The following is a 19954-nucleotide window of genomic DNA, read 5'->3' on the forward strand; positions in this document are numbered from 1 at the left end:
TTCTCCTCCAAATTAACTTATGACAACCATGTAAACCGTTCCACTCATACAAATTTAATAATAATATAGGGTAAATAGTGTGTCAATTCTATTCAAATTGTTGTAAAAATTAACTCTTTTATTGTCACAAAATGTTCACAATTTAGATTTTTTTATGATTTGAAGGGCTCTGGTGAATTTGATGTCAAACCAAAATAATATTTTATACTCTCACAAATTCTTATAGATGCTTTACCATCACCATAAGGATTTTGAGTTTGTGACATTTGATTATAAATTATTTCGTTATCCAATAATTCTTCCGTTATATGATGCACATTTTCAAAATCCGTTCCAATTATTTTCAAAGTGCCCGCTGCTACACCTTCTGGTCTCTCGGTTACATCTCTAAGCACTAGTACAGGTTTATTCAATGAAGGTGCCTCTTCTTGAATACCGCCTGAATCCGTCAAGATTAAATAGGCGTTACTTACGAAGTTGTGGAAGTCTACAACGTCTAATGGTTCAATTAATTCAATACGCTCATGATCACCTAAATACTTATAAGCTAGTGACCTTACTTTAGGATTCAGATGTAGTGGTGATACAATGACCACATCTTCATATTCATCAACAATAGTGCGCATTGCTTTATAAATCTCAATCATTGGCTGTCCAATATTTTCTCTTCGGTGAACAGTTAATAGAATAATGCGTTTATTTTGATGCTTTGTGATTATATCTGATGTATATTCCTTTTGGACCGTTAATTTAAGTGTATCAATAGCAGTATTTCCAGTAATAATTACTGTGTCTGGATTTTTCTGTTCTTGAAGCAAATTATTCGCTGCACCTTTAGTAGGCGCAAAATGCAGGTCGGCTAAATTACTTACCATTTGCCTATTTATCTCTTCTGGGAAAGGTGCATATTTACGTCGTGTTCTTAAACCAGCTTCTACGTGACCAACAGGTACTTGATTATAAAAAGCAGCTAGTGCACCTGAAAATGTAGTAGTGGTATCGCCATGGACGAGCACCATATCCGGTTTTTCTTTTTTTATAATTTCTTCAAGTTGCGTCATTGCTCTTGATGTAATATCTGATAACGTTTGACCTTCCTTCATGACATTCAAATCATAATGTGGCTCGATGTTGAAAGTTTGTAAGACCGAATCTAACATTTCGCGATGCTGAGCAGTTACAACAATCATTGGTTCTAACTCAGCATCACACTCGAGTGCCTTCACTAAAGGTGCCATCTTAATTGCTTCTGGTCTAGTACCAAAGACTGTCATAATCTTTCTCATACATAAACTCCTATACCTATTTTGTACCGAACAATCTGTCTCCAGCATCACCTAAACCTGGTGTAATATATGCTTTATCATTTAATTTTTCGTCTAATGCTGCAATATAGATATCGACATCATCGTGCGCTTCTTGCATTTTTTCAACACCTTCTGGTGCAGCAATAAGGCACATGAATCTAATATTTTTAGCACCACGTTTCTTCAACGAATTAATTGCTTCGATTGCTGATGCTCCAGTAGCTAACATTGGGTCTACCACAATAATTTGTCTCTCATCAATATCTTGTGGAAGTTTAGCAAAGTATTCTACTGCTTCCAATGTTTTAGGATCACGGTATAAACCAATATGACCAACACGTGCCGCTGGGACTAAGCTTAATACACCATCTGTCATCCCTAAACCGGCTCTAAGAATTGGAACAATTGCTAATTTTTTACCAGCTAATCTTTTTGCAGTCATAGTTGTTACTGGCGTTTTAATTTCAACATCTTGAAGTTCTAAATCTCTAGTAACCTCATACGCCATTAACATGCCGACTTCATCAACAAGTTCTCTAAATTCTTTAGTTCCCGTATTCATATCACGGATATAACTTAATTTGTGTTGAATTAGTGGGTGATCAAATACATGTACTTTACTCATTTATATTGCCTCCAAAATTTTATAAATTATTCATATAGCGGATATTTAGCTGTTAAACGACTTACCCTTTCTCTTGCTTCTTTCAATTTTGTATCATCATTAGGGTGTTTAAGTGCTAAGCTAATAATACGACCAACTTCTTTGAATGCTTCTTCATCAAAGCCTCTTGTTGTAGCAGCTGGTGTGCCTAAACGTATACCACTTGTTACAAAAGCTTTTTCTTGATCAAATGGAATTGTATTTTTATTACATGTTATTCCAATTGAATCTAATGTCGCTTCCGCTTCTTTACCTGTAACATTTACTGAGTTTTTAACATCTACAGATACTAAATGGTTATCAGTGCCACCTGACACAATTCTAAAGCCCTCTTCTTTCAACGTTTCAGAAAGCACTTTAGCATTTTTGATGACTTGCTCTTGATACGTTTTAAAGTCTTGTTCAAGTGCTTCACCGAATGCGACTGCTTTAGCAGCAATGACATGTTCTAAAGGTCCACCTTGTATTCCAGGGAATATTGTTTTATCTATATCCTTCTTATACGCTTCTTTACAAAGAATTAATCCACCACGTGGGCCACGTAAAGTTTTATGCGTCGTTGTTGTTACAAAATCAGCATATTCTACAGGATTTGGATGTAAACCTGCTGCAACTAAACCAGCGATATGAGCCATATCAACCATTAATTTAGCGCCAACTTCATCAGCGATTTCTTTAAACTTTTTAAAATCAAGTTGTCTTGAATACGCTGAAGTTCCTGCAACGATTAATTTAGGCTTGTGTTCATGTGCTAGTTGACGCACAACGTCATAGTCAATTTTTTCAGTTTCTTTATCTACGCCATAATCTACAAAGTTGTAGAATTTACCACTGAAATTAACTGGTGAACCATGTGTTAAATGACCACCATGACTCAAATTCATACCTAAAACAGTATCACCCATCTCTAAAGCGACAAGATATACTGCCATATTGGCTTGAGACCCTGAGTGGGGTTGCACATTTACATGCTCCGCACCAAATAATGCTTTCGCTCTTTCAATTGCAATCGTTTCAGTTACGTCAACATAATCACAACCACCATAGTAACGACGACCTGGATAGCCTTCAGCATATTTGTTAGTCATCACAGAACCCTGTGCTTCCATCACCGCTTCAGATACAAAGTTTTCAGATGCGATTAATTCAATGTTGTTATTTTGCCTATTATATTCATTTTGAATTGCTTCATAGACAGCTTTATCTTGATTTTGGATATATGACATATAAAATCCCCCTTTACACTTTTTAGCTTATTCGTATTTAGCTCGTTCACCACCGATTTTCTTAGGTCTTGATGTAGCTATCGTAACAATAGCTTCACCAACTTGTTTGACACTTGTTCTAACCGGTACACAAACGTGTTTAATATGCATTCCAATTAATGTTTGACCAATATCAATACCCTTAGGGACTGAAATATGTTCAACTACGATTGGATCATTCATTTGCTTATAAGCATAAGTTGCAAGACTTCCACCTGCGTGAACATCAGGAACAACTGATACTTCTTCCATCGTTAGCGGATTGAAATCTTCACGTTCAATTGTAACTGCTCTGTTAATATGCTCACAGCCTTGAAATGCAAAAGAAACACCAGTCTCTTGTTTCACTTGTGCTAATGCGCTAAAGATTTCCTCTGCAACTTCCATTGATCCTACAGAACCTATCTTTTGTCCTATAACTTCAGAAGTCGAACATCCTATCACGCAAATTTCATCTTTCTTAAAAAAAGATTGCGCCTTAAGTTCATCAAGCAAAGTTTTAAGTTCTTGCATTGAAATCTCCACCTTAATTACATAATTAAAAAGAAGCATAGCAAACTAGCTATACTTCTTTATTATAACTTATTTAACGCTTAACATATACTAATTGTATAATATTTCGCTTTATGAATCTGACTGTAATTTACTTATTAAGTGTTGAAGCTCTTTAAATGTTTGTCGGTATGTTTCAATACTACCTCCAAATGGATCGCCAATATCACCTGATTCCCCAACATATTCACCAAGTTGATAAATGCGACCATTATCACCAAAACTATAAATAAGTTGTTGTTTATGCATTTCAGTCATTGTTAAGATTAAATCGCTTTCTAAATCCGCCTTACTAAATTGCTTGGCCCGCGTAGGTTCTGGCAATTCATGCTCAGCGATTACTTTAAGTGATTCAGGTGAAATAGATTGTCCATCTACTGCAAATAACCCTCTTGAATTAATAACATCTTTTTCGAGTATTTTCTTTGCAATACTTTCTGCCATCGGACTACGACACGTATTTCCAGTACATACAAACGTTATTCTCATAATGTTTCACCTCTAACTAAGTGATTTCCTGTAGCTTTACGCATTCTGTTCATAATTGCCTCTGTTGTATCTGTTTTATCAAATGCATAAATATATGCCTCATGTATTTCTGAATTTTCATCGATATCATGGAGTATTTTAAACAAATTATGATTGGCTTGTTTCGTATCATGCTGATCTTTACAGAGCGAAATGAATATGGCATCACTAGGAACAAAGTGTTTTAAATTATCCGGTAAAATAAAAGCGGTATGCGTCCAATCTTTAATAGTTGTAATAGGTTTACTTAGATTTGTCAGCATCGTTACAGGTGTTTCAGGAGCATAGTGCTTATATTTCATACCAGGGGCTATCGGTTTGCTTGTCGTATCATAATGATAATGTTCAACACTTCCAGGCAAGACTTCATTAATCATTGATTGTGTAATTGCTCCTGGTCTGGCTATTCTAAATGGGAACTGTGTGCAATCGAGTACAGTACTTTCTAGGCCTTCTTCACTTTGATCTCCATTAACGATTCCATCTATCTTCCCATTTAAATCGGAATAAACATGTTGAAACGTCGTAGGTGAAGGTCTACCACTGACATTAGCACTTGGCGCAGCAATCGGCATATCCGTATATTGGAGAATTGCACGGCCAATGGGATGACTTGGCATACGTACAGCGATGGATTGCAAACCACCTGTCACTTTGTCACAGAGATACCCAGGCTTTAAAGGTAAAATAAATGAAATCGGACCTGGCCAAAATTCATCCATCAAGCATTTTGCCTCACTTGGTAAGTGTGACACAAAATCATCAATTTGAGAGATGTCGTGAATATGTACAATTAGTGGATTGTCGGAAGGACGACCCTTGGCTTGATATATATTTGAAACGGCTTGTTGGTTTCGGGCATCTGCACCCAACCCATATACTGTTTCTGTCGGAATTGCAATTAAACCACCATCTTGATATATCTGCTTTATTTTGTCTAATTCCGGATAATCTAATGGCGCATTTTGATATTGACGCATATCCCATAAATTCGTTTTCATCAAGCTCACTCCTCCATCATTTTTATTCATATATAGGAAAAGAAGCTGAGACAAATCAAACTGTCTCAGCCTACAATATCATTTTTGGCAGTGGCTAACTGATTTGAAAACGCGCTTAAATTAAGCCATTTCAAACCTAGTCATCCTTACCGGTGGGACCCAGCAAAAAGAATTTCATCAAGAAATTCCATAATCAAAATAAGCTGGGGCGGGACTACGAATTCATTTTAATATCTATCCCGTTCCCTTTGAGTTTCACCATTTAAATGATACGATTCTATCATTTCCATTTATATCTTTGATAACTTTAACATCCAAATTAGGATATTTTTCTAAAATGATACTTCTTAATTTCTCACCTTGATTATAGCCAATTTCAAAGGTCACATAAGCATCATCATTGAGCACTTGAGGTAAGTCATTAAGGATTGATTCATAAATAGCATAACCTTTATTTTCTGCGAATAATGCTTTATGGGGCTCGTATTTAACAACTGTAGGTGCCATTGTATCCATCTCATCAACATCAATATATGGTGGATTGGAAATAATACCATCCAATTTAATATTATGTTGGATAAACGGTTTCAAGGCATTGCCTTTCAAGAAATGGATATCCACCTCATGATTATGCGCATTATCAGCAGCGATATCTATAGTTTCTTGAACGATATCTGTTGCATAAACAGTAAAGTCATTATTTAGCTTTTTTAATGTAACAGCCAATACACCACTACCCGTTCCAACATCAGCAATCGATGCGCTTGAGTTACAATGCTCAAGAAAATGCAACATTACTTCCTCGGTTTCAGGTCGTGGAATTAAACAATGTTCATTGACTTGAAATTGGTAGCCATAAAAAGATTGAAATCCAACAATATATTGGATTGGTTCTCCTAAAAGCATTCGTTCAGTCGCCAGCGAAAACTTAATTTCTTCTGCTTTTGACATATCATCATACATATGAATTAAATAATCCGTTCTTGACCACCCAAATAAATCAAGCATTAACCATTCCGCTCTTGATTGTTCGTACCCTTTTTCTACAGCTTGTTTGATAGCACTATCTAATTTTTCTTTAAAGTTCACCATTGTTAAGTTCTTTCAATTTCTCAGTTTGTTCAGATAAAGTTAAAGCATCAATAATTTCATCTAACTTACCTTCCATAATTTGGTCTAACTTTTGTAATGTTAAACCTATTCTATGGTCTGTCACACGACTTTGCGGATAGTTATATGTTCTAACACGTTCAGATCTATCACCAGTTCCTACTGCTGATTTACGTTGTGCCGCATATTTTTGTTGTTCTTCTTGTAATTTCATATCATATAGACGTGCTTTTAATACTTTCAGAGCTTTTTCACGGTTTTGAATTTGTGATTTTTCAGAAGATGTCGCAATCACACCCGTTGGTAAGTGTGTAATACGTACAGCTGAGTCAGTAGTATTGACGTGCTGACCACCTGCGCCACTTGAACGATATGTGTCTATTTTCAAATCTTCATTGCGAATTTCAATTTCAACATCTTCTACTTCAGGCAGTACAGCAACAGTTGCTGTTGACGTATGAATTCGGCCACCTGATTCTGTTTCTGGTACACGTTGAACTCGATGTGCGCCATTTTCAAATTTTAATTTACTGTATGCACCGTTCCCAGAAACTGAGAAACTAATTTCTTTGTAACCACCATGGTCACTTTCAGCCGCTTCAACTATTTCCGTTTTAAAGTTTTGAGATTCTGCATATTTACTATACATTCTTAGTAAATCTCCCGCAAAGATGGCTGCTTCATCTCCACCTGCAGCTGCTCTAATTTCAACGATAACGTCTTTTTCATCATTAGGGTCTTTTGGTATTAGTAAGAATTTAAGCTGTTCTTCTAAATCAGGAATCACACTTTTCAAGCTAGCGCTTTCCTCTTTTAACATTTCGATTTCTTCTTTATCATCTGTTTCGTTTAACATGTCATCAATTTCAGCTATTTCTTCTTTTTTACTTTTATAGTCTCTATATACATCAACTGTTTTTTGTAAATCAGCTTGTTCTTTTGAATATTTGCGTAACTTGTCTGGATCATTTACGATTTCAGGGTCACTTAACATCTCATTGAGTTGTTCATATCTTTCTTCAACGATATCTAATTGATCAAACACTACATTTCCTCCTCGTCACTTGTACTTGGTGCTACTATATGATGTGCTCGACATCTCGGTTCGTAACTTTCATTTGCGCCTACTAAAATGATAGGATCATCAACTTTAGCTGGTTGTCCATTGATTAAGCGTTGTGTTCTACTCGATGATGAGCCGCATACTGCGCAAACAGCTTGCAATTTAGTAACCTGTTCACTTACCGCCATAATTTGAGGCATCGGTTCAAATGGTTCTCCTCTAAAATCCATATCTAAGCCTGCTACCACAACTCGATGACCATTTTCTGCAAGCTTCTCAACTATATTTACAATTTCTTTATCAAAAAATTGAATTTCATCAATGCCAATGACATCAACTTGAGATAAATCATGCAACAATATATCTCTAGATGTCGAAATATTAATTGCTTCTAATTCATTTCCGTCATGAGAAACAACTTTTTCTTTGTGATAACGATCATCAATCGCTGGTTTAAACACTACTACTTTTTGTTTAGCGTATATACCTCTTCTTAATCTACGAATAAGTTCTTCTGACTTACCGCTAAACATACTTCCAGTAATGCATTCAATCCAACCGGAATGGTAAGTTTCATACATTATAAGTTCCACCTTTTACAAAAACATAATCGCTTAATTATATCATATTTCTATGTATTATAACTATCTCTTTAAAGACTACTTAAATTTAAAAAAACTGCCTACGCGATTCTATATAAAATAGACTAGGCAGACAGTTTAAACTTATAATTAGTTGTTGTTTGATTTGAGACCAAACTTTTTGTTGAAACGTTCCACACGACCATCCGCAGCAGCGAATTTTTGACGTCCTGTGTAGAATGGATGTGAATCTGAAGATACATCTAAACGAATAACTGGGTATTCATTGCCATCTTCCCATTCCATTGTTTCTGAAGATGTTTTAGTTGAACCACTTAAAAATTTAAAGTTTGTTGTTGTATCTAAAAAGATAACTTTGTGATAATCAGGATGGATTCCTTGTCTCATTATTTTCAGCTCCTTTGCCCTGAACCATCTGGAACAGAGTTATTTGTGAGTTTTTTACCCAATACTTGGTAATTATAATAGTTATTAGATTAAAACGCAACCCTCAAACAGATATTCATTAAATAATTGGTTTACCTGTTTTTGTACTTTCTTCTGCAGCCTTTTGTAATTGCTCGAAAAATTCTTTATTACTTTTAGAGCGTTTAAGTTTTCTAATGAACCTTTCAGTGAAATCTGTAGAATCCGTAAACATGTTTCTTAATTGCCATAATGAATCTAGTTCAGATTTACTAATTAATAATTCTTCTTTACGTGTAGAACTTCTTCCAATATCAATTGCTGGGAAAATTCGTCGTTCAGACAATTTACGATCAAGATGGAGTTCCATATTTCCTGTTCCTTTGAACTCTTCATAAATCATATCATCCATACGTGAACCAGTTTCTACTAATGCAGTAGCTAATATCGTTAAGCTCCCACCTGCTTCAATATTACGTGCAGCACCAAAAAATGCTTTAGGCTTGTGTAATGAAGCGGGATCAAGTCCACCTGATAGTGTTCGTCCACTTGGCGGTATAACAAGGTTATATGCTCTTGCCAATCGAGTAATTGAGTCCATTAAAATAATCACATCTTGACCAATCTCAACTAAACGTTTAGCACGTTCTAATAATAATTCAGCTACTTTTACGTGGTGTTGAGGTGGCTCATCAAAAGTTGAATGTACTACTTCAGCAGATTCTACAGAGCGTTCTATATCAGTGACTTCTTCTGGTCGTTCCCCTACTAATAAAACAAACAATTTCGCATCAGGTTTATTTTTGCAAATCGCATTAGCAATTTCTTTTAATAATGATGTTTTACCAGCTTTTGGTGGCGCAACGATAAGTCCACGTTGACCTAAACCAATCGGTGTAACTAAATCCATAATACGTGTTGAATAATTTTGGGGTTCTGTTTCTAAAACGATTCTTTCCTCAGGATAAAGAGGTGTTAAAGCTTGAAAGTGAGGGCGTTTTTTTACAACTTCAGCATTTTCGTCATTAACAAAGTCTACTTGTAATAAACCGTAATATTTTTCATTATCTTTGGGTTTACGCACTTTACCAGTTACTTTGTCACCACGTTTGATTTCGAAACGGCGAATTTGACTTGCAGATATATAAATGTCCTTTTCACCTTTTGAATAATTGACTGTTCTTAAAAATCCATAGCCATCAGGTTGGATATCATCCAAGACACCTTCCATGTAGTAGTTCCCATCTTTTTCCATTTGGGCTTCCATAATAGCTAATACTAATTCACTCTTGTTTAACTTACTATAATTTGTAAGTTTTAACGATTTGGCTTTCTGTGTTAATTCTTTCGTTGTGTAGTTTTTATACAATTCATGAAACGACTCATATTGCGGAGATGTACGTACTTTTTCAGGCATAAATTGCACCCATTTCTTATATATTTATAAAGACTTAAACTTGACTTGAAAAGAAATAATTCCTTATAGATTCACTTCGATAAATCACAAAATCTATTTTGGACATTTCATATATTACTTTTTAAAGTCTTGAATACTAGAATTAATATAGCAAATTTTCAATTTAAATACAAAACGATTTTATTAAATTTCCAAAAATAAAACAGCTCATGGAACTAAAAATATCCCATGAACTGTTATAAATGACAAATTAATTAATTTTTAAAATTAACTGAAATAGCCGGCAATTGATTTCACTTCTAAGAATTCTTCAATTCCGTAATCGCCCCACTCACGGCCGATACCAGATTGTTTGTAACCACCAAACGGTAAATCAGGTTGATTGCCAGCCTCATTGATTTCAATTCGTCCAGCTTCAATTGAGCGTGCTACTTTTTGAAGTGTTTCTTTATCTTTACCAATTACGTAACCTGCTAATCCATATTTTGTATCATTTGCAATTTTAATTGCTTCATCTAAGTCATTATAAGTGATAACAGAGGCAACTGGACCAAAGATTTCTTCTTGCGCAATGGTCATATCGTTATCAACATTAATGAAAATGGTTGGTCTTGCAAAGTAACCTTTATTTAACCCTTCTGGTTTACCAGGACCACCATAGAATAATTCGGCGCCTTCTTCAATCCCTTTATCAATATAGGATTGAACTGTATCAAATTGTTTTTTACTAATAATTGGACCGACTTGAGTGCCTTCTTCACGTGGATCGCCAACTTTAACTTTACTAAATTCTTCTTTTAATGCGGTTAAGAAATCTTCTTTTTTACTTTCTGGTATCAAAATACGTGTACCAGCAGTACAAACTTGACCTGTATTATTAACGACTTTGCCAGTTGTCGCTTTTGCAGCTTCCTTAACATCAACATCATCTAAAACGATATATGGTGATTTACCACCTAATTCAAGTGATACTTTCTTGAAATCTTTAGAAGCCTTTTCCATAATTTTAGAGCCTGTACGACCTGAACCAGTAAATGACATCATTCTGACTTTAGGATGCTCACTTAGAGGATTACCGACACCTTCACCATCACCGTTTACTAGATTGAATACACCTTTAGGCACGCCTACTTTATCAAAAATTTCAGCTAAAATAACGGCTGCAAATGGTGTTTCTTCAGAAGGTTTTAGAACTACAGGACTTCCTGCTGCAAATGCAGCGGCTAATTTCAATGACGTTTGATTAGTTGGGAAGTTCCATGGTGTCACTAATCCTGAAACACCTATCGCTTCTTTAGTTACTAATGCATCGCCACGTCTTTCATCAAATTCAAATGAATCTAGCGCTCTGCTAGCTTCTTGGAAATGATCTAATCCCATTTGATAATGCACATTTTCAGATAATGTGAGTGGTGCACCAAGTTCATCTGTAATAGCTTCTATAATGTCTTGTTTTCTATTTTTATATTCTTCTACAATTTTATCTAATAGTTCTTTTCTTTCTTTTACTGAGCTATGACGAAATTCTAAATATGCGTTATTTGCAGCTTCTACTGCTTTGTCAACGTCGTTAGCATTACCTTTAGCTACCTTACCAATGACTTCTTCTGTTGCTGGATTAATGACTTCAATTGTTTCATTACTATCGCTATCAACCCATTCGCCATTGATATATTGTTGCGTATAATTTCTCATCAATGCTTCACTCCTTAAGAATCGTTATATCATGTGTGTACCTTTTTTTATCGAGAATTAAACATACCATGTCAGTACAGCATAATAAAAGCGTTTTGCACCTATAGTTAAAATGACTAACCTCAACTGTTAGATTCATTTAGTGTATAGTACAAAACGCTTAACTCTATTATTTAGATTTAACTTCTTCTTCAAGTGTAACGTGTTCACGAGCCCACGCTTCAATAGGTTTCAAAGCTTCAGCTAAAGCTTTACCTTTATCAGTCAATTCATAAATGATTGAAACTGGACTAGTTGAAACTACTTTCTTTTCTACTAATCCCCATTCACCTAAGTCAGTTAATTTAATACTTAATGCACGTGGTGTAATGGTCTTCAAATCCCTTTTCATATCGGAAAAGTGCGCAGTATAATCAGTGCATCGTGATAGATAATTAATGATTAAACCGTTCCAACTTCTACCAACAATTTTAAAGGTTTCTTCAAGATATGGACAGATTTCCAATGTCTTCACCTCTATTCAAAACATCTTTAGATTGTAGGTACTAAAAATCACTTATAAATACATTACATTGGTTTCAGTAATGGTTATAAGTCTACAACATATTAGCATCTAATATAATTATTATACCAGAAAAACAAGCCCTAATACAACGTCTAAAACTATCAATCATAGATCAATTGAAATCATCAAACGAAGGCATCTGAATCATTCACAGCTAAATATCAAATCAAAAAGACATTATATTAAGACTTAGACTTGTTTCTTAAATTTATCGTAGTGATTAACTTCTTCCGTCCAAATATCTGCGCCTAGCGTTTTCAAATGTGTAACGATATCAGTATAACCTCTATAAATATGTCTAACATTATAAATTGTAGTTATACCTTCAGCTAATAGACCAGCAATAATTAGGCATGCACCAGCACGTAAATCACTCGCATATACGTCAGCACCATTTAATGTTGAAGGTTTAATTGTCGCTGTTCCTGTTTGCATGTCTGCATCGATATTGGCACCCATATGCTTTAACTCATCGACATGTCTAAAACGCGCTGGATATATCGTTTCTGTAACAAACGAAGGACCATCTGCCATAAATAATAATGGCGTTATTGGCTGCTGTAAATCTGTTGCAAAACCAGGATATACTAAAGTTTTTATGTCTACATTTTTGTACATTGGTTTACGTTTAATGATAGCTTTTTCAGCATCTCCATCGATTTCAATATCTACGCCTAGTTCTTTTAACTTAACCGTTAAAGCTTCAACGTGTTTAGGAACGATATTATTAATCGTTATTTCTTCTCCAACTGCAGCTGCGATACACATATATGTACCCGCTTCAATACGGTCAGGAATAATTTGATATTCGGAACCATGCAAGTCTTTAACACCATTAATTTTTAGCGTACTTGTACCTGCACCTTTAATATTTGCACCAAGACTATTTAAGAAATTAGCTACATCTACAACTTCAGGTTCTTTGGCAGCATTCTCAATAACTGTCTGACCTTTCGCATGTACAGCAGCTAACATAATATTAATCGTTGCACCTACACTGACCATATCTAAGAAGATGTTAGCACCATGTAATTCTTTAGCTTCAATCTTCATTGACGTGTCATTGGATTCATCGATTTCTGCTCCTAATGCTTTGAAACCTTTAATATGTTGATCAATCGGACGTGGTCCTAATGGACAACCACCAGGTAAGCCGATAACGCATTTTTTAAAGCGACCCAACATCGCTCCCATCATATAGTAAGATGCTCGAAGAGATTCAACCTTATTGTTAGGCAGTGGTGCATTTTGAATTTCAGAAGTATCAACTTCTAGCGTTTTACCATTTAATTGAGCCTTAATGTTTAAATCTTCCAATAAACTAACTAGTGTTTCTACATCGGAAATTTGTGGTAAGCCATCTAATTTCACTTGGCCTTGAGCTAATAATGTTGCTGGGATGATAGCTACTGCGCTATTTTTGGCACCGCTTATCGTAACTTCTCCCTTTAGTGTTTGACCACCGCGAATTTTTATTACCTCTTGAGTCATAAGTTTATCTCCTTTGTTTCTCATTTATTTAAAATAATACATTAGTAGCATTATAAAATATACATTCTTTATTTGTAAAACATAAATTATTATGAATTATAGATAATTGCAATAGTTAAAATTATTGATTCAAACTTTATAAAACCATCTCAAGTATTATATATACAAATATTATAAATCATTTTTGAAAAATAATTAAATGTGATTACTTATATTATAAAAGAAAAAGAGTGAAACGATGAAACGTTTCACTCTTTTAAATAACATCTTCAATTATTTTAAAACTTATTTAGCGCGGTTAGATGTACCAAATTCTCTAATTTTACCTTTAACCGTTTCTTTAATTGCTTCACGAGCTGGTCCTAAGTATTTACGTGGATCATATACGTCTTGATCATTATTTAATACTTCTCTTACTGCTTTAGCTGAAGCAATTTGGTTTTCAGTGTTTACATTAATTTTAGCAGTACCGTAAGGAATTGCTTTTTGAATGTCTTTCGTTGGGATACCAGTACCACCATGTAGTACTAATGGTAAACCAGTTGATGCACCGATTTCTTCCATTTCTTTAAATCCTAATTTAGGTTCACCTTTGTAAGGTCCGTGAACTGAACCTAATGCTGGTGCTAACGTATCAATACCTGTTCTTTCAACTAATTCTTGACATTCTTTAGGGTCAGCATAGATGATGCCACCAACAACGTCATCTTCTTGTCCACCAACAGTTCCTAATTCAGCTTCTACTGATACACCATGTTGATGTGCATATTCTACTACTTTAGATGTGATTTCAATATTTTCTTCAAATGGGCTATGAGAAGCATCGATCATTACTGAAGTGAATCCAGCATCAATTGCTTCTTTACATTTTTCAAAACTTGAACCATGGTCTAAGTGGATAGCTACTGGTACAGTAATGTTTAAGTCATGAATTAAACCTTCAACCATTTTAACTACTGTATAGAAACCGCTCATGTAACGTGCAGCACCTTCTGAAACACCTAAGATAACTGGTGCATTCTCTTCTTGAGAAGCTTCTAAAATTGCTTGTGTAAATTCAAGGTTATTTAAGTTGTATTGACCAACTGCATAACCATTTTCTTTCGCGTCGATTAACATTTCTTTCATTGAAACTAATGGCATGAAAGTTCCTCCTTGTGTGCAACTGCACAATTTTTAAAATCATTATATCAGATATTATTTTGAATTGCATGTGAATGTATGCTCATTTTAAAATAATCTTATCTGACACGCATTACATCATTCAGATTACCTATCATAACCAGTTTTATTGCACTTACGTTTGCGTTTATTTACAATACAAAATGAAATGGAGGATTTACATGTCTAAAATATTACATACACAATTAACAGGTATATTCAATCGTTTAGAAGATCAAGCATTAGACATTCAAATGGCCGCTCAATGTCTAATACAAGCAATCGGTGGTGAGGGGTATGTATATATACGCGGTTATGGTGATTTAAAATTTTTCGAACCCTTTATTCTTGAAAGTGAAGAACATCTTCACTCTAGTAAACCATTATCAACATTAACAACGGTTGACGACATTGACTCTACAGACCGAGTGTTACTCTTTTCACCATTTTATACCGAAGAAGTCGCTCAAGATGTACAAACATTCGTCGATAAAGATATTGATGTTGTCTTGATTTGTAACCGCCCAAAAGATGTTGAAATACCAGAACAGTTTATTCATTTTATTAACCTCGCTACTCCACGACCTATCGTCTACACAGAAGATTATGATAAAGTGGTTCAACCACATACAATGGCATTTAATTATATTTACTATGAAATTTACACTCAAATGGTTGAAATGACACGAGATTTAGAATTGTAATAGTAATAACTTAATATTAAATAAAGAACAACCCTTATATGCTAATACAGCAATGTAAGGGTTGTTTTAATATATTATTTATTTTGATAGTTTTTTGCTGCTTCAACAAACGCTTTAAATATTGGTTGAGGTCTATTAGGTCTTGATAAGAATTCAGGATGGAATTGACAAGCAATGTAGAAATCATTCTCAGGAATTTCAACCATTTCAACTAAACGTCCATCCGGACTAGTTCCAGAGAATACCATACCATTCGCTTCTAATTGTTCTCTGAATTCGTTATTAAATTCATATCGATGACGGTGTCTCTCTTCAATGTTGATTGCATCATAAATTTGATGCGCTAATGTACCTTCTTTAATTTTGCATGGATATAATCCTAAGCGTAACGTACCACCTAAATCTTCAATATCTTTCTGTTCAGGTAGTAAATCAATGATTGGGTAAGGTGTGCTAGGATCAAGTTCAGCTGAATGTGCACCTTCTAAGCCAAGTACATTACGTGCAAATTCAACAGTTGCCAATTGCATACCCAAACAAATACCAAAGTATGGCACATTGTTTTCACGCGCATATTTAATGGCTGCAATTTTACCTTCACTTGCTCTAAAACCAAAACCACCTGGCACTAGAATACCATCTACATCTTTTAAGTAGTCTTCAACGTTATCGTCATTAACTTCTCCTGAATCGATCCATTTAACAACGACATCTTTTTTCAATGGATAGCCAGCATGCTTCAATGATTCCACTACTGATAAGTACGCATCTTGTAAGCTTACGTATTTACCAACTAAACCAATCGTAATTGTACCATCTAGCGAATTTACAGTGTCCAATAAATATTGCCATTCGTCTAACTGAGTATCGTATTTAGCATCTAAATCTAATCGTTTAATAACAATATCGTCCATATCTTGTGCGCTTAATTGTAATGGAATTTCATATAATGATGATGCATCTCTACATTCGATAACACTTTCTTTATTAATGTCACAGAATAACGCAATTTTATCTTTTAAATCTTGAGTCATTTCATATTCAGTACGTACTACAATTAAATCTGGTTGAATACCTAAACCACGTAATTCTTTTACACTGTGTTGCGTTGGTTTTGTTTTCATTTCACCGGCAGCTTTGATGTATGGAAGTAACGTACAATGTACATACATCACATTTTCACGACCTAAATCGCTTCTAATTTGTCTAATTGCTTCGATAAATGGTAACGATTCAATGTCACCAGTTGTACCACCAATTTCAGTGATAACTACATCAGCATTGGTGCTTTCCCCTGCAAGTAATAAACGTTCTTTAATTTCATTAGTAATGTGTGGAATAACTTGAACAGTTCCACCTAAATAATCACCACGACGTTCTTTTTTAAGTACATGAGAATAAACTTTCCCAGCAGTAACGTTTGAATATTTATTTAAATTAATATCGATAAAACGCTCATAATGTCCTAAATCTAAGTCAGTTTCAGCACCATCATCTGTAACAAATACTTCTCCATGTTGATATGGACTCATCGTTCCTGGATCAACGTTTAAATATGGATCGAATTTTTGAATTGTGACTTTTAAGCCTCTATCTTTTAATAATCTTCCTAGAGAAGCGGCTGTGATACCTTTTCCTAATGATGATACTACTCCGCCCGTTACAAAAATAAATTTTGTCATTTCCTGACCTCCTAATTTATAAAGGGATGCTTCCTTACCTATTTGTTCATTTTAAATAATCACTTTTGAAAAAATAAAAAAATCGCTCCCTCTCACATATCTGTAAGGGGAGCGTATATCATTTATACACGTGTCCTAATTAAAGGAGCCCGAATAAAATTCTATCATCTTTTAAGTAAAAGTCAATCAAAACTAGCATTTAGTTTTAAAATCTTCTTAGTCTTCGAATTCTTCCTCGTCTTCTTCGTCGAGTTCATCCTCTTCGTCATCTTCAATTACTAAATCTGATTCACTAATTTCATCTTCAACTTGTTCGTCTTCAGGATCATCTAATGTTTCTTGATCATCTGTTTGGGCTGGAATATCATCATCGTCATCCATTTCATCGTCACCCAATAACTTAAGATTCTTATCTTCTTCATCTTCATCATCAAGAATATCGAATTTTTGAATCGTTGGAGCAATTTTTTCTTCGATATCATCTACAGAATACCAATCACGTAATCCCCATTGATTTTCGCCAACGTTTAAGAAACGTCCGTCAGTATTTAAATCTGTATAGAATTGAACTACACGATTTTCAATTTCTTCAAATTCATAGTCACCTAATTTTTTGAATTCATCAATGATATCGTACAAATTCATTGTTGCACCTTTATCATTTAATAACGTATAAGCCATATCAATAAATGACTTTTCATCAACCATTTCTTTAGTATAATCTTGGATTTTCATTATAGCTAATCTTCCTTTCGAAGAATTTTTAATTATATCGTTGGATTTCATTAATTAATAGTAACAAAAATAAATTATAAATGACAATACACGATTTCGCAATTACGATTCACTTAGTAATTGATATATTTCTCGAAAATAACTAAATCATCTGATTGATCAATCTCGACAAAACCACTATTCATACACAATGGTTTTAATTCATTATTTTCACCAAATAATGTAATAACAATCGTTTTAGCTTGTTTAAAATGCTTACGTACATATGTTGGAATTTGTCTTAATGCACTTTCTGCAATGCCTTCTTTACGTTGATCTTTATAAACTTCAATGGCAACAATATTAATTCGATTATTCATTTGTTCAAGTGCAATAAAGCCAACTTTTTGGTTATCTTTAAGTAAATCAACGATATTATATGTCGCAATACTTGACGTTTCGTTTTCAATTAATCGCAATGAAGAAACATGTTTAGAATCTAAATCTAAGTAGTATAAACGTTCTTTACCAATTGGCCCCTCTTCTTTCGTGGCCGTATGCATGAAACCAGCACGTTCATATACATTCCATGCCCCCTTATTCTCTGCATCAACAACTAGATACAAATGATTAAAATCAGGAAACAACATCTGTACATATTGAGGTAAGTACATCATCATTTTCGTTCCATAACCATTTCCTTGAAATTGCTCATTGATTGATAATGATCTTACGTAAACGACATTCTCTGGCGTATCGTATCCTTCATGTTGATAATATTGATGTAATACAAAGAAACCAACAACATCTCCATCTTCATTAATAGCAATGTTAGCCACTCTATTCTCATCTGTAAGTGCATCGTCTAATACTGTTTTCGGTAAAGATGAATATATTTGTTGTCGCTCGCTTAATTCAAAGTTAACTACATCTTGTCTATATTTTTCTTCAAACTCTTGAATTGTTATATTTTCAAATTGTTTCTTTATAGTCATAACCACTAACCCCTATGCCTCTAATAATTTATCAACTTATATTATAATTGTTTTTTTACACTTATCAAAATAAAATCCACTTAAGTTAGATACAATTATTTTAAATTTTCACCTTTTTAAAATTAATCTATTGAAATTCAGCAAATTTGCTTTACTATAAATATGACATATAAAATCACGAGGTGAACTAGAATGAAAGTCGGTATCGATGCCGGTGGTACGTTAATTAAAATCGTCCAAGAATCACAACAAGGACGTTCATATGAAACCGAACTTACTACAAATATATCGGAAGTCATTGCATGGTTGAATGCAAATACGTTCGAATCCATCAGTCTTACGGGTGGTAATGCAGGTGTAATCGCTGAAAATTTAAATACAGAAGCTAAAATATTTGTTGAATTTGATGCATCATCTAAAGGTTTAGGTATGCTACTAAAAGAACAAGGTCACCATATTAACGAATATATTTTCGCTAATGTCGGTACAGGCACGTCATTACACTTTTTTGATGGTCAACAACAGCACCGTGTTGGCGGTGTAGGTACTGGCGGTGGCATGATTCAAGGACTGGGTTATTTATTGTCTCAAATTACAGATTACGAAGCACTGACTAATTTAGCACAATCTGGTGATAGAGATACGATAGACCTTAAGGTTAAACATATATATAAAGATACTGAACCTCCCATTCCTGGTGAATTAACAGCAGCTAATTTCGGAAATGTCTTACATAATCTAGACGTAGATTTTTCACCAGCCAACAAATTAGCATCAGTCGTTGGTATTGTTGGAGAAGTTATAACGACTATGGCAATCACTGTTGCTCGTGAAAATAAAACTGAAAATGTTGTATATATCGGGTCTTCTTTTAACAACAATCCTCTTTTGCGCGAGGTGATTGAAGATTATACGGTACTACGTGGTTTCAAACCATTTTATATTGAAAACGGCGCCTTTTCAGGTGCACTTGGCGCTATCTATTTAAGTTAATAGTATTGTAGTTATTTTCTAAAAAACATACTAAGATTAG

General features: G+C 34.4%; 20 protein-coding genes. 2 read left to right on the forward strand and 18 right to left on the reverse strand.

Annotated features, from left to right (window positions below; translation table 11 throughout):
* Window positions 1-152: 152 nt before the first annotated feature.
* The 15 genes from wecB to fdaB all read right to left on the reverse strand — a co-directional run bounded on the left by wecB (window position 153) and on the right by fdaB (window position 14808).
* Window positions 153-1286, reverse strand: coding sequence for a non-hydrolyzing UDP-N-acetylglucosamine 2-epimerase (wecB, locus tag KA828_RS10025; RefSeq protein ID WP_210126158.1), 1134 nt, complete (start codon window positions 1284-1286; stop codon window positions 153-155).
* A 16-nt stretch (window positions 1287-1302) separates the two neighbouring features.
* Window positions 1303-1932, reverse strand: a complete 630-nt coding sequence (upp, locus tag KA828_RS10030) for a uracil phosphoribosyltransferase (RefSeq protein WP_053031159.1) — start codon at window positions 1930-1932, stop codon at window positions 1303-1305.
* A gap of 26 nt (window positions 1933-1958) precedes the next feature.
* Window positions 1959-3197, reverse strand: a complete 1239-nt coding sequence (gene glyA / locus KA828_RS10035) for a serine hydroxymethyltransferase (protein WP_053031158.1) — start codon at window positions 3195-3197, stop codon at window positions 1959-1961.
* 27 nt (window positions 3198-3224) lie between these two features.
* On the reverse strand, window positions 3225-3749 hold the full coding sequence (locus KA828_RS10040) for a TIGR01440 family protein (protein WP_075109001.1): 525 nt from the start codon (window positions 3747-3749) through the stop codon (window positions 3225-3227).
* 111 nt (window positions 3750-3860) lie between these two features.
* Window positions 3861-4277 carry a low molecular weight protein arginine phosphatase gene (locus tag KA828_RS10045; RefSeq protein WP_075109000.1) on the reverse strand — a complete coding sequence of 139 codons (417 nt, stop codon included), beginning with the start codon at window positions 4275-4277 and terminating at the stop codon, window positions 3861-3863.
* Complete coding sequence (locus tag KA828_RS10050; protein WP_075108999.1) at window positions 4274-5317, reverse strand: L-threonylcarbamoyladenylate synthase; 1044 nt, start codon at window positions 5315-5317, stop codon at window positions 4274-4276. Before KA828_RS10050 ends, KA828_RS10045 begins: the two co-directional genes overlap by 4 nt.
* 255 nt (window positions 5318-5572) lie before the next feature.
* Window positions 5573-6409, reverse strand: coding sequence for a peptide chain release factor N(5)-glutamine methyltransferase (gene prmC / locus KA828_RS10055; protein WP_075108998.1), 837 nt, complete (start codon window positions 6407-6409; stop codon window positions 5573-5575).
* Complete coding sequence (prfA, locus tag KA828_RS10060; protein WP_075108997.1) at window positions 6396-7472, reverse strand: peptide chain release factor 1; 1077 nt, start codon at window positions 7470-7472, stop codon at window positions 6396-6398. The genes prmC and prfA overlap by 14 nt, the downstream gene beginning before the upstream one ends.
* Window positions 7472-8071: a thymidine kinase gene (locus KA828_RS10065; protein WP_053031146.1), complete on the reverse strand. Its 600-nt coding sequence runs from the start codon at window positions 8069-8071 to the stop codon at window positions 7472-7474. Before KA828_RS10065 ends, prfA begins: the two co-directional genes overlap by 1 nt.
* A 150-nt stretch (window positions 8072-8221) precedes the next feature.
* Window positions 8222-8479, reverse strand: coding sequence for a type B 50S ribosomal protein L31 (locus tag KA828_RS10070; RefSeq protein ID WP_011275226.1), 258 nt, complete (start codon window positions 8477-8479; stop codon window positions 8222-8224).
* A 118-nt stretch (window positions 8480-8597) separates the two neighbouring features.
* Entirely contained in the window at window positions 8598-9914 is a 1317-nt protein-coding gene (gene rho, locus KA828_RS10075; RefSeq protein ID WP_053031144.1) for a transcription termination factor Rho, read from the reverse strand.
* Window positions 9915-10181: 267 nt separating this feature from the next.
* Entirely contained in the window at window positions 10182-11609 is a 1428-nt protein-coding gene (locus KA828_RS10080; RefSeq protein ID WP_210126159.1) for an aldehyde dehydrogenase family protein, read from the reverse strand.
* 169 nt (window positions 11610-11778) lie between these two features.
* Entirely contained in the window at window positions 11779-12114 is a 336-nt protein-coding gene (locus KA828_RS10085; RefSeq protein WP_053031140.1) for a winged helix-turn-helix transcriptional regulator, read from the reverse strand.
* Between the two features lie 249 nt (window positions 12115-12363).
* The gene (locus KA828_RS10090) at window positions 12364-13665 is read right to left on the reverse strand and encodes a UDP-N-acetylglucosamine 1-carboxyvinyltransferase (protein WP_210126160.1); all 1302 of its coding nucleotides are present in this window, start codon (window positions 13663-13665) and stop codon (window positions 12364-12366) included.
* 285 nt (window positions 13666-13950) lie between these two features.
* Window positions 13951-14808, reverse strand: a complete 858-nt coding sequence (gene fdaB / locus KA828_RS10095; RefSeq protein WP_011275221.1) for a class IIb fructose-bisphosphate aldolase FdaB — start codon at window positions 14806-14808, stop codon at window positions 13951-13953.
* A gap of 200 nt (window positions 14809-15008) precedes the next feature.
* Between fdaB and KA828_RS10100 the strand changes: the two genes are divergently transcribed.
* Window positions 15009-15530, forward strand: a complete 522-nt coding sequence (locus KA828_RS10100) for a DUF2529 family protein (RefSeq protein ID WP_193839099.1) — start codon at window positions 15009-15011, stop codon at window positions 15528-15530.
* Window positions 15531-15604: 74 nt separating this feature from the next.
* On the opposite strand, the gene KA828_RS10105 is transcribed toward KA828_RS10100, so the two are convergent.
* The 3 genes from KA828_RS10105 to KA828_RS10115 all read right to left on the reverse strand — a co-directional run bounded on the left by KA828_RS10105 (window position 15605) and on the right by KA828_RS10115 (window position 18921).
* A complete protein-coding gene (locus KA828_RS10105; RefSeq protein ID WP_210126161.1) occupies window positions 15605-17212 on the reverse strand; it encodes a CTP synthase in 1608 nt (535 codons plus the stop codon).
* A 216-nt stretch (window positions 17213-17428) separates the two neighbouring features.
* Complete coding sequence (gene rpoE, locus KA828_RS10110) at window positions 17429-17947, reverse strand: DNA-directed RNA polymerase subunit delta (protein WP_075108991.1); 519 nt, start codon at window positions 17945-17947, stop codon at window positions 17429-17431.
* A gap of 113 nt (window positions 17948-18060) precedes the next feature.
* Window positions 18061-18921: a GNAT family N-acetyltransferase gene (locus KA828_RS10115; RefSeq protein WP_210126162.1), complete on the reverse strand. Its 861-nt coding sequence runs from the start codon at window positions 18919-18921 to the stop codon at window positions 18061-18063.
* A gap of 192 nt (window positions 18922-19113) precedes the next feature.
* Here KA828_RS10115 and coaW point away from each other — a divergent pair, with 192 nt between their 5' ends.
* Window positions 19114-19914 carry a type II pantothenate kinase gene (coaW, locus tag KA828_RS10120; RefSeq protein ID WP_107630307.1) on the forward strand — a complete coding sequence of 267 codons (801 nt, stop codon included), beginning with the start codon at window positions 19114-19116 and terminating at the stop codon, window positions 19912-19914.
* The last annotated feature ends 40 nt before the right edge of the window (window positions 19915-19954 follow it).

Source organism: Staphylococcus sp. GDY8P85P (assembly GCF_017892405.1).
GTDB lineage: Bacteria > Bacillota > Bacilli > Staphylococcales > Staphylococcaceae > Staphylococcus > Staphylococcus borealis.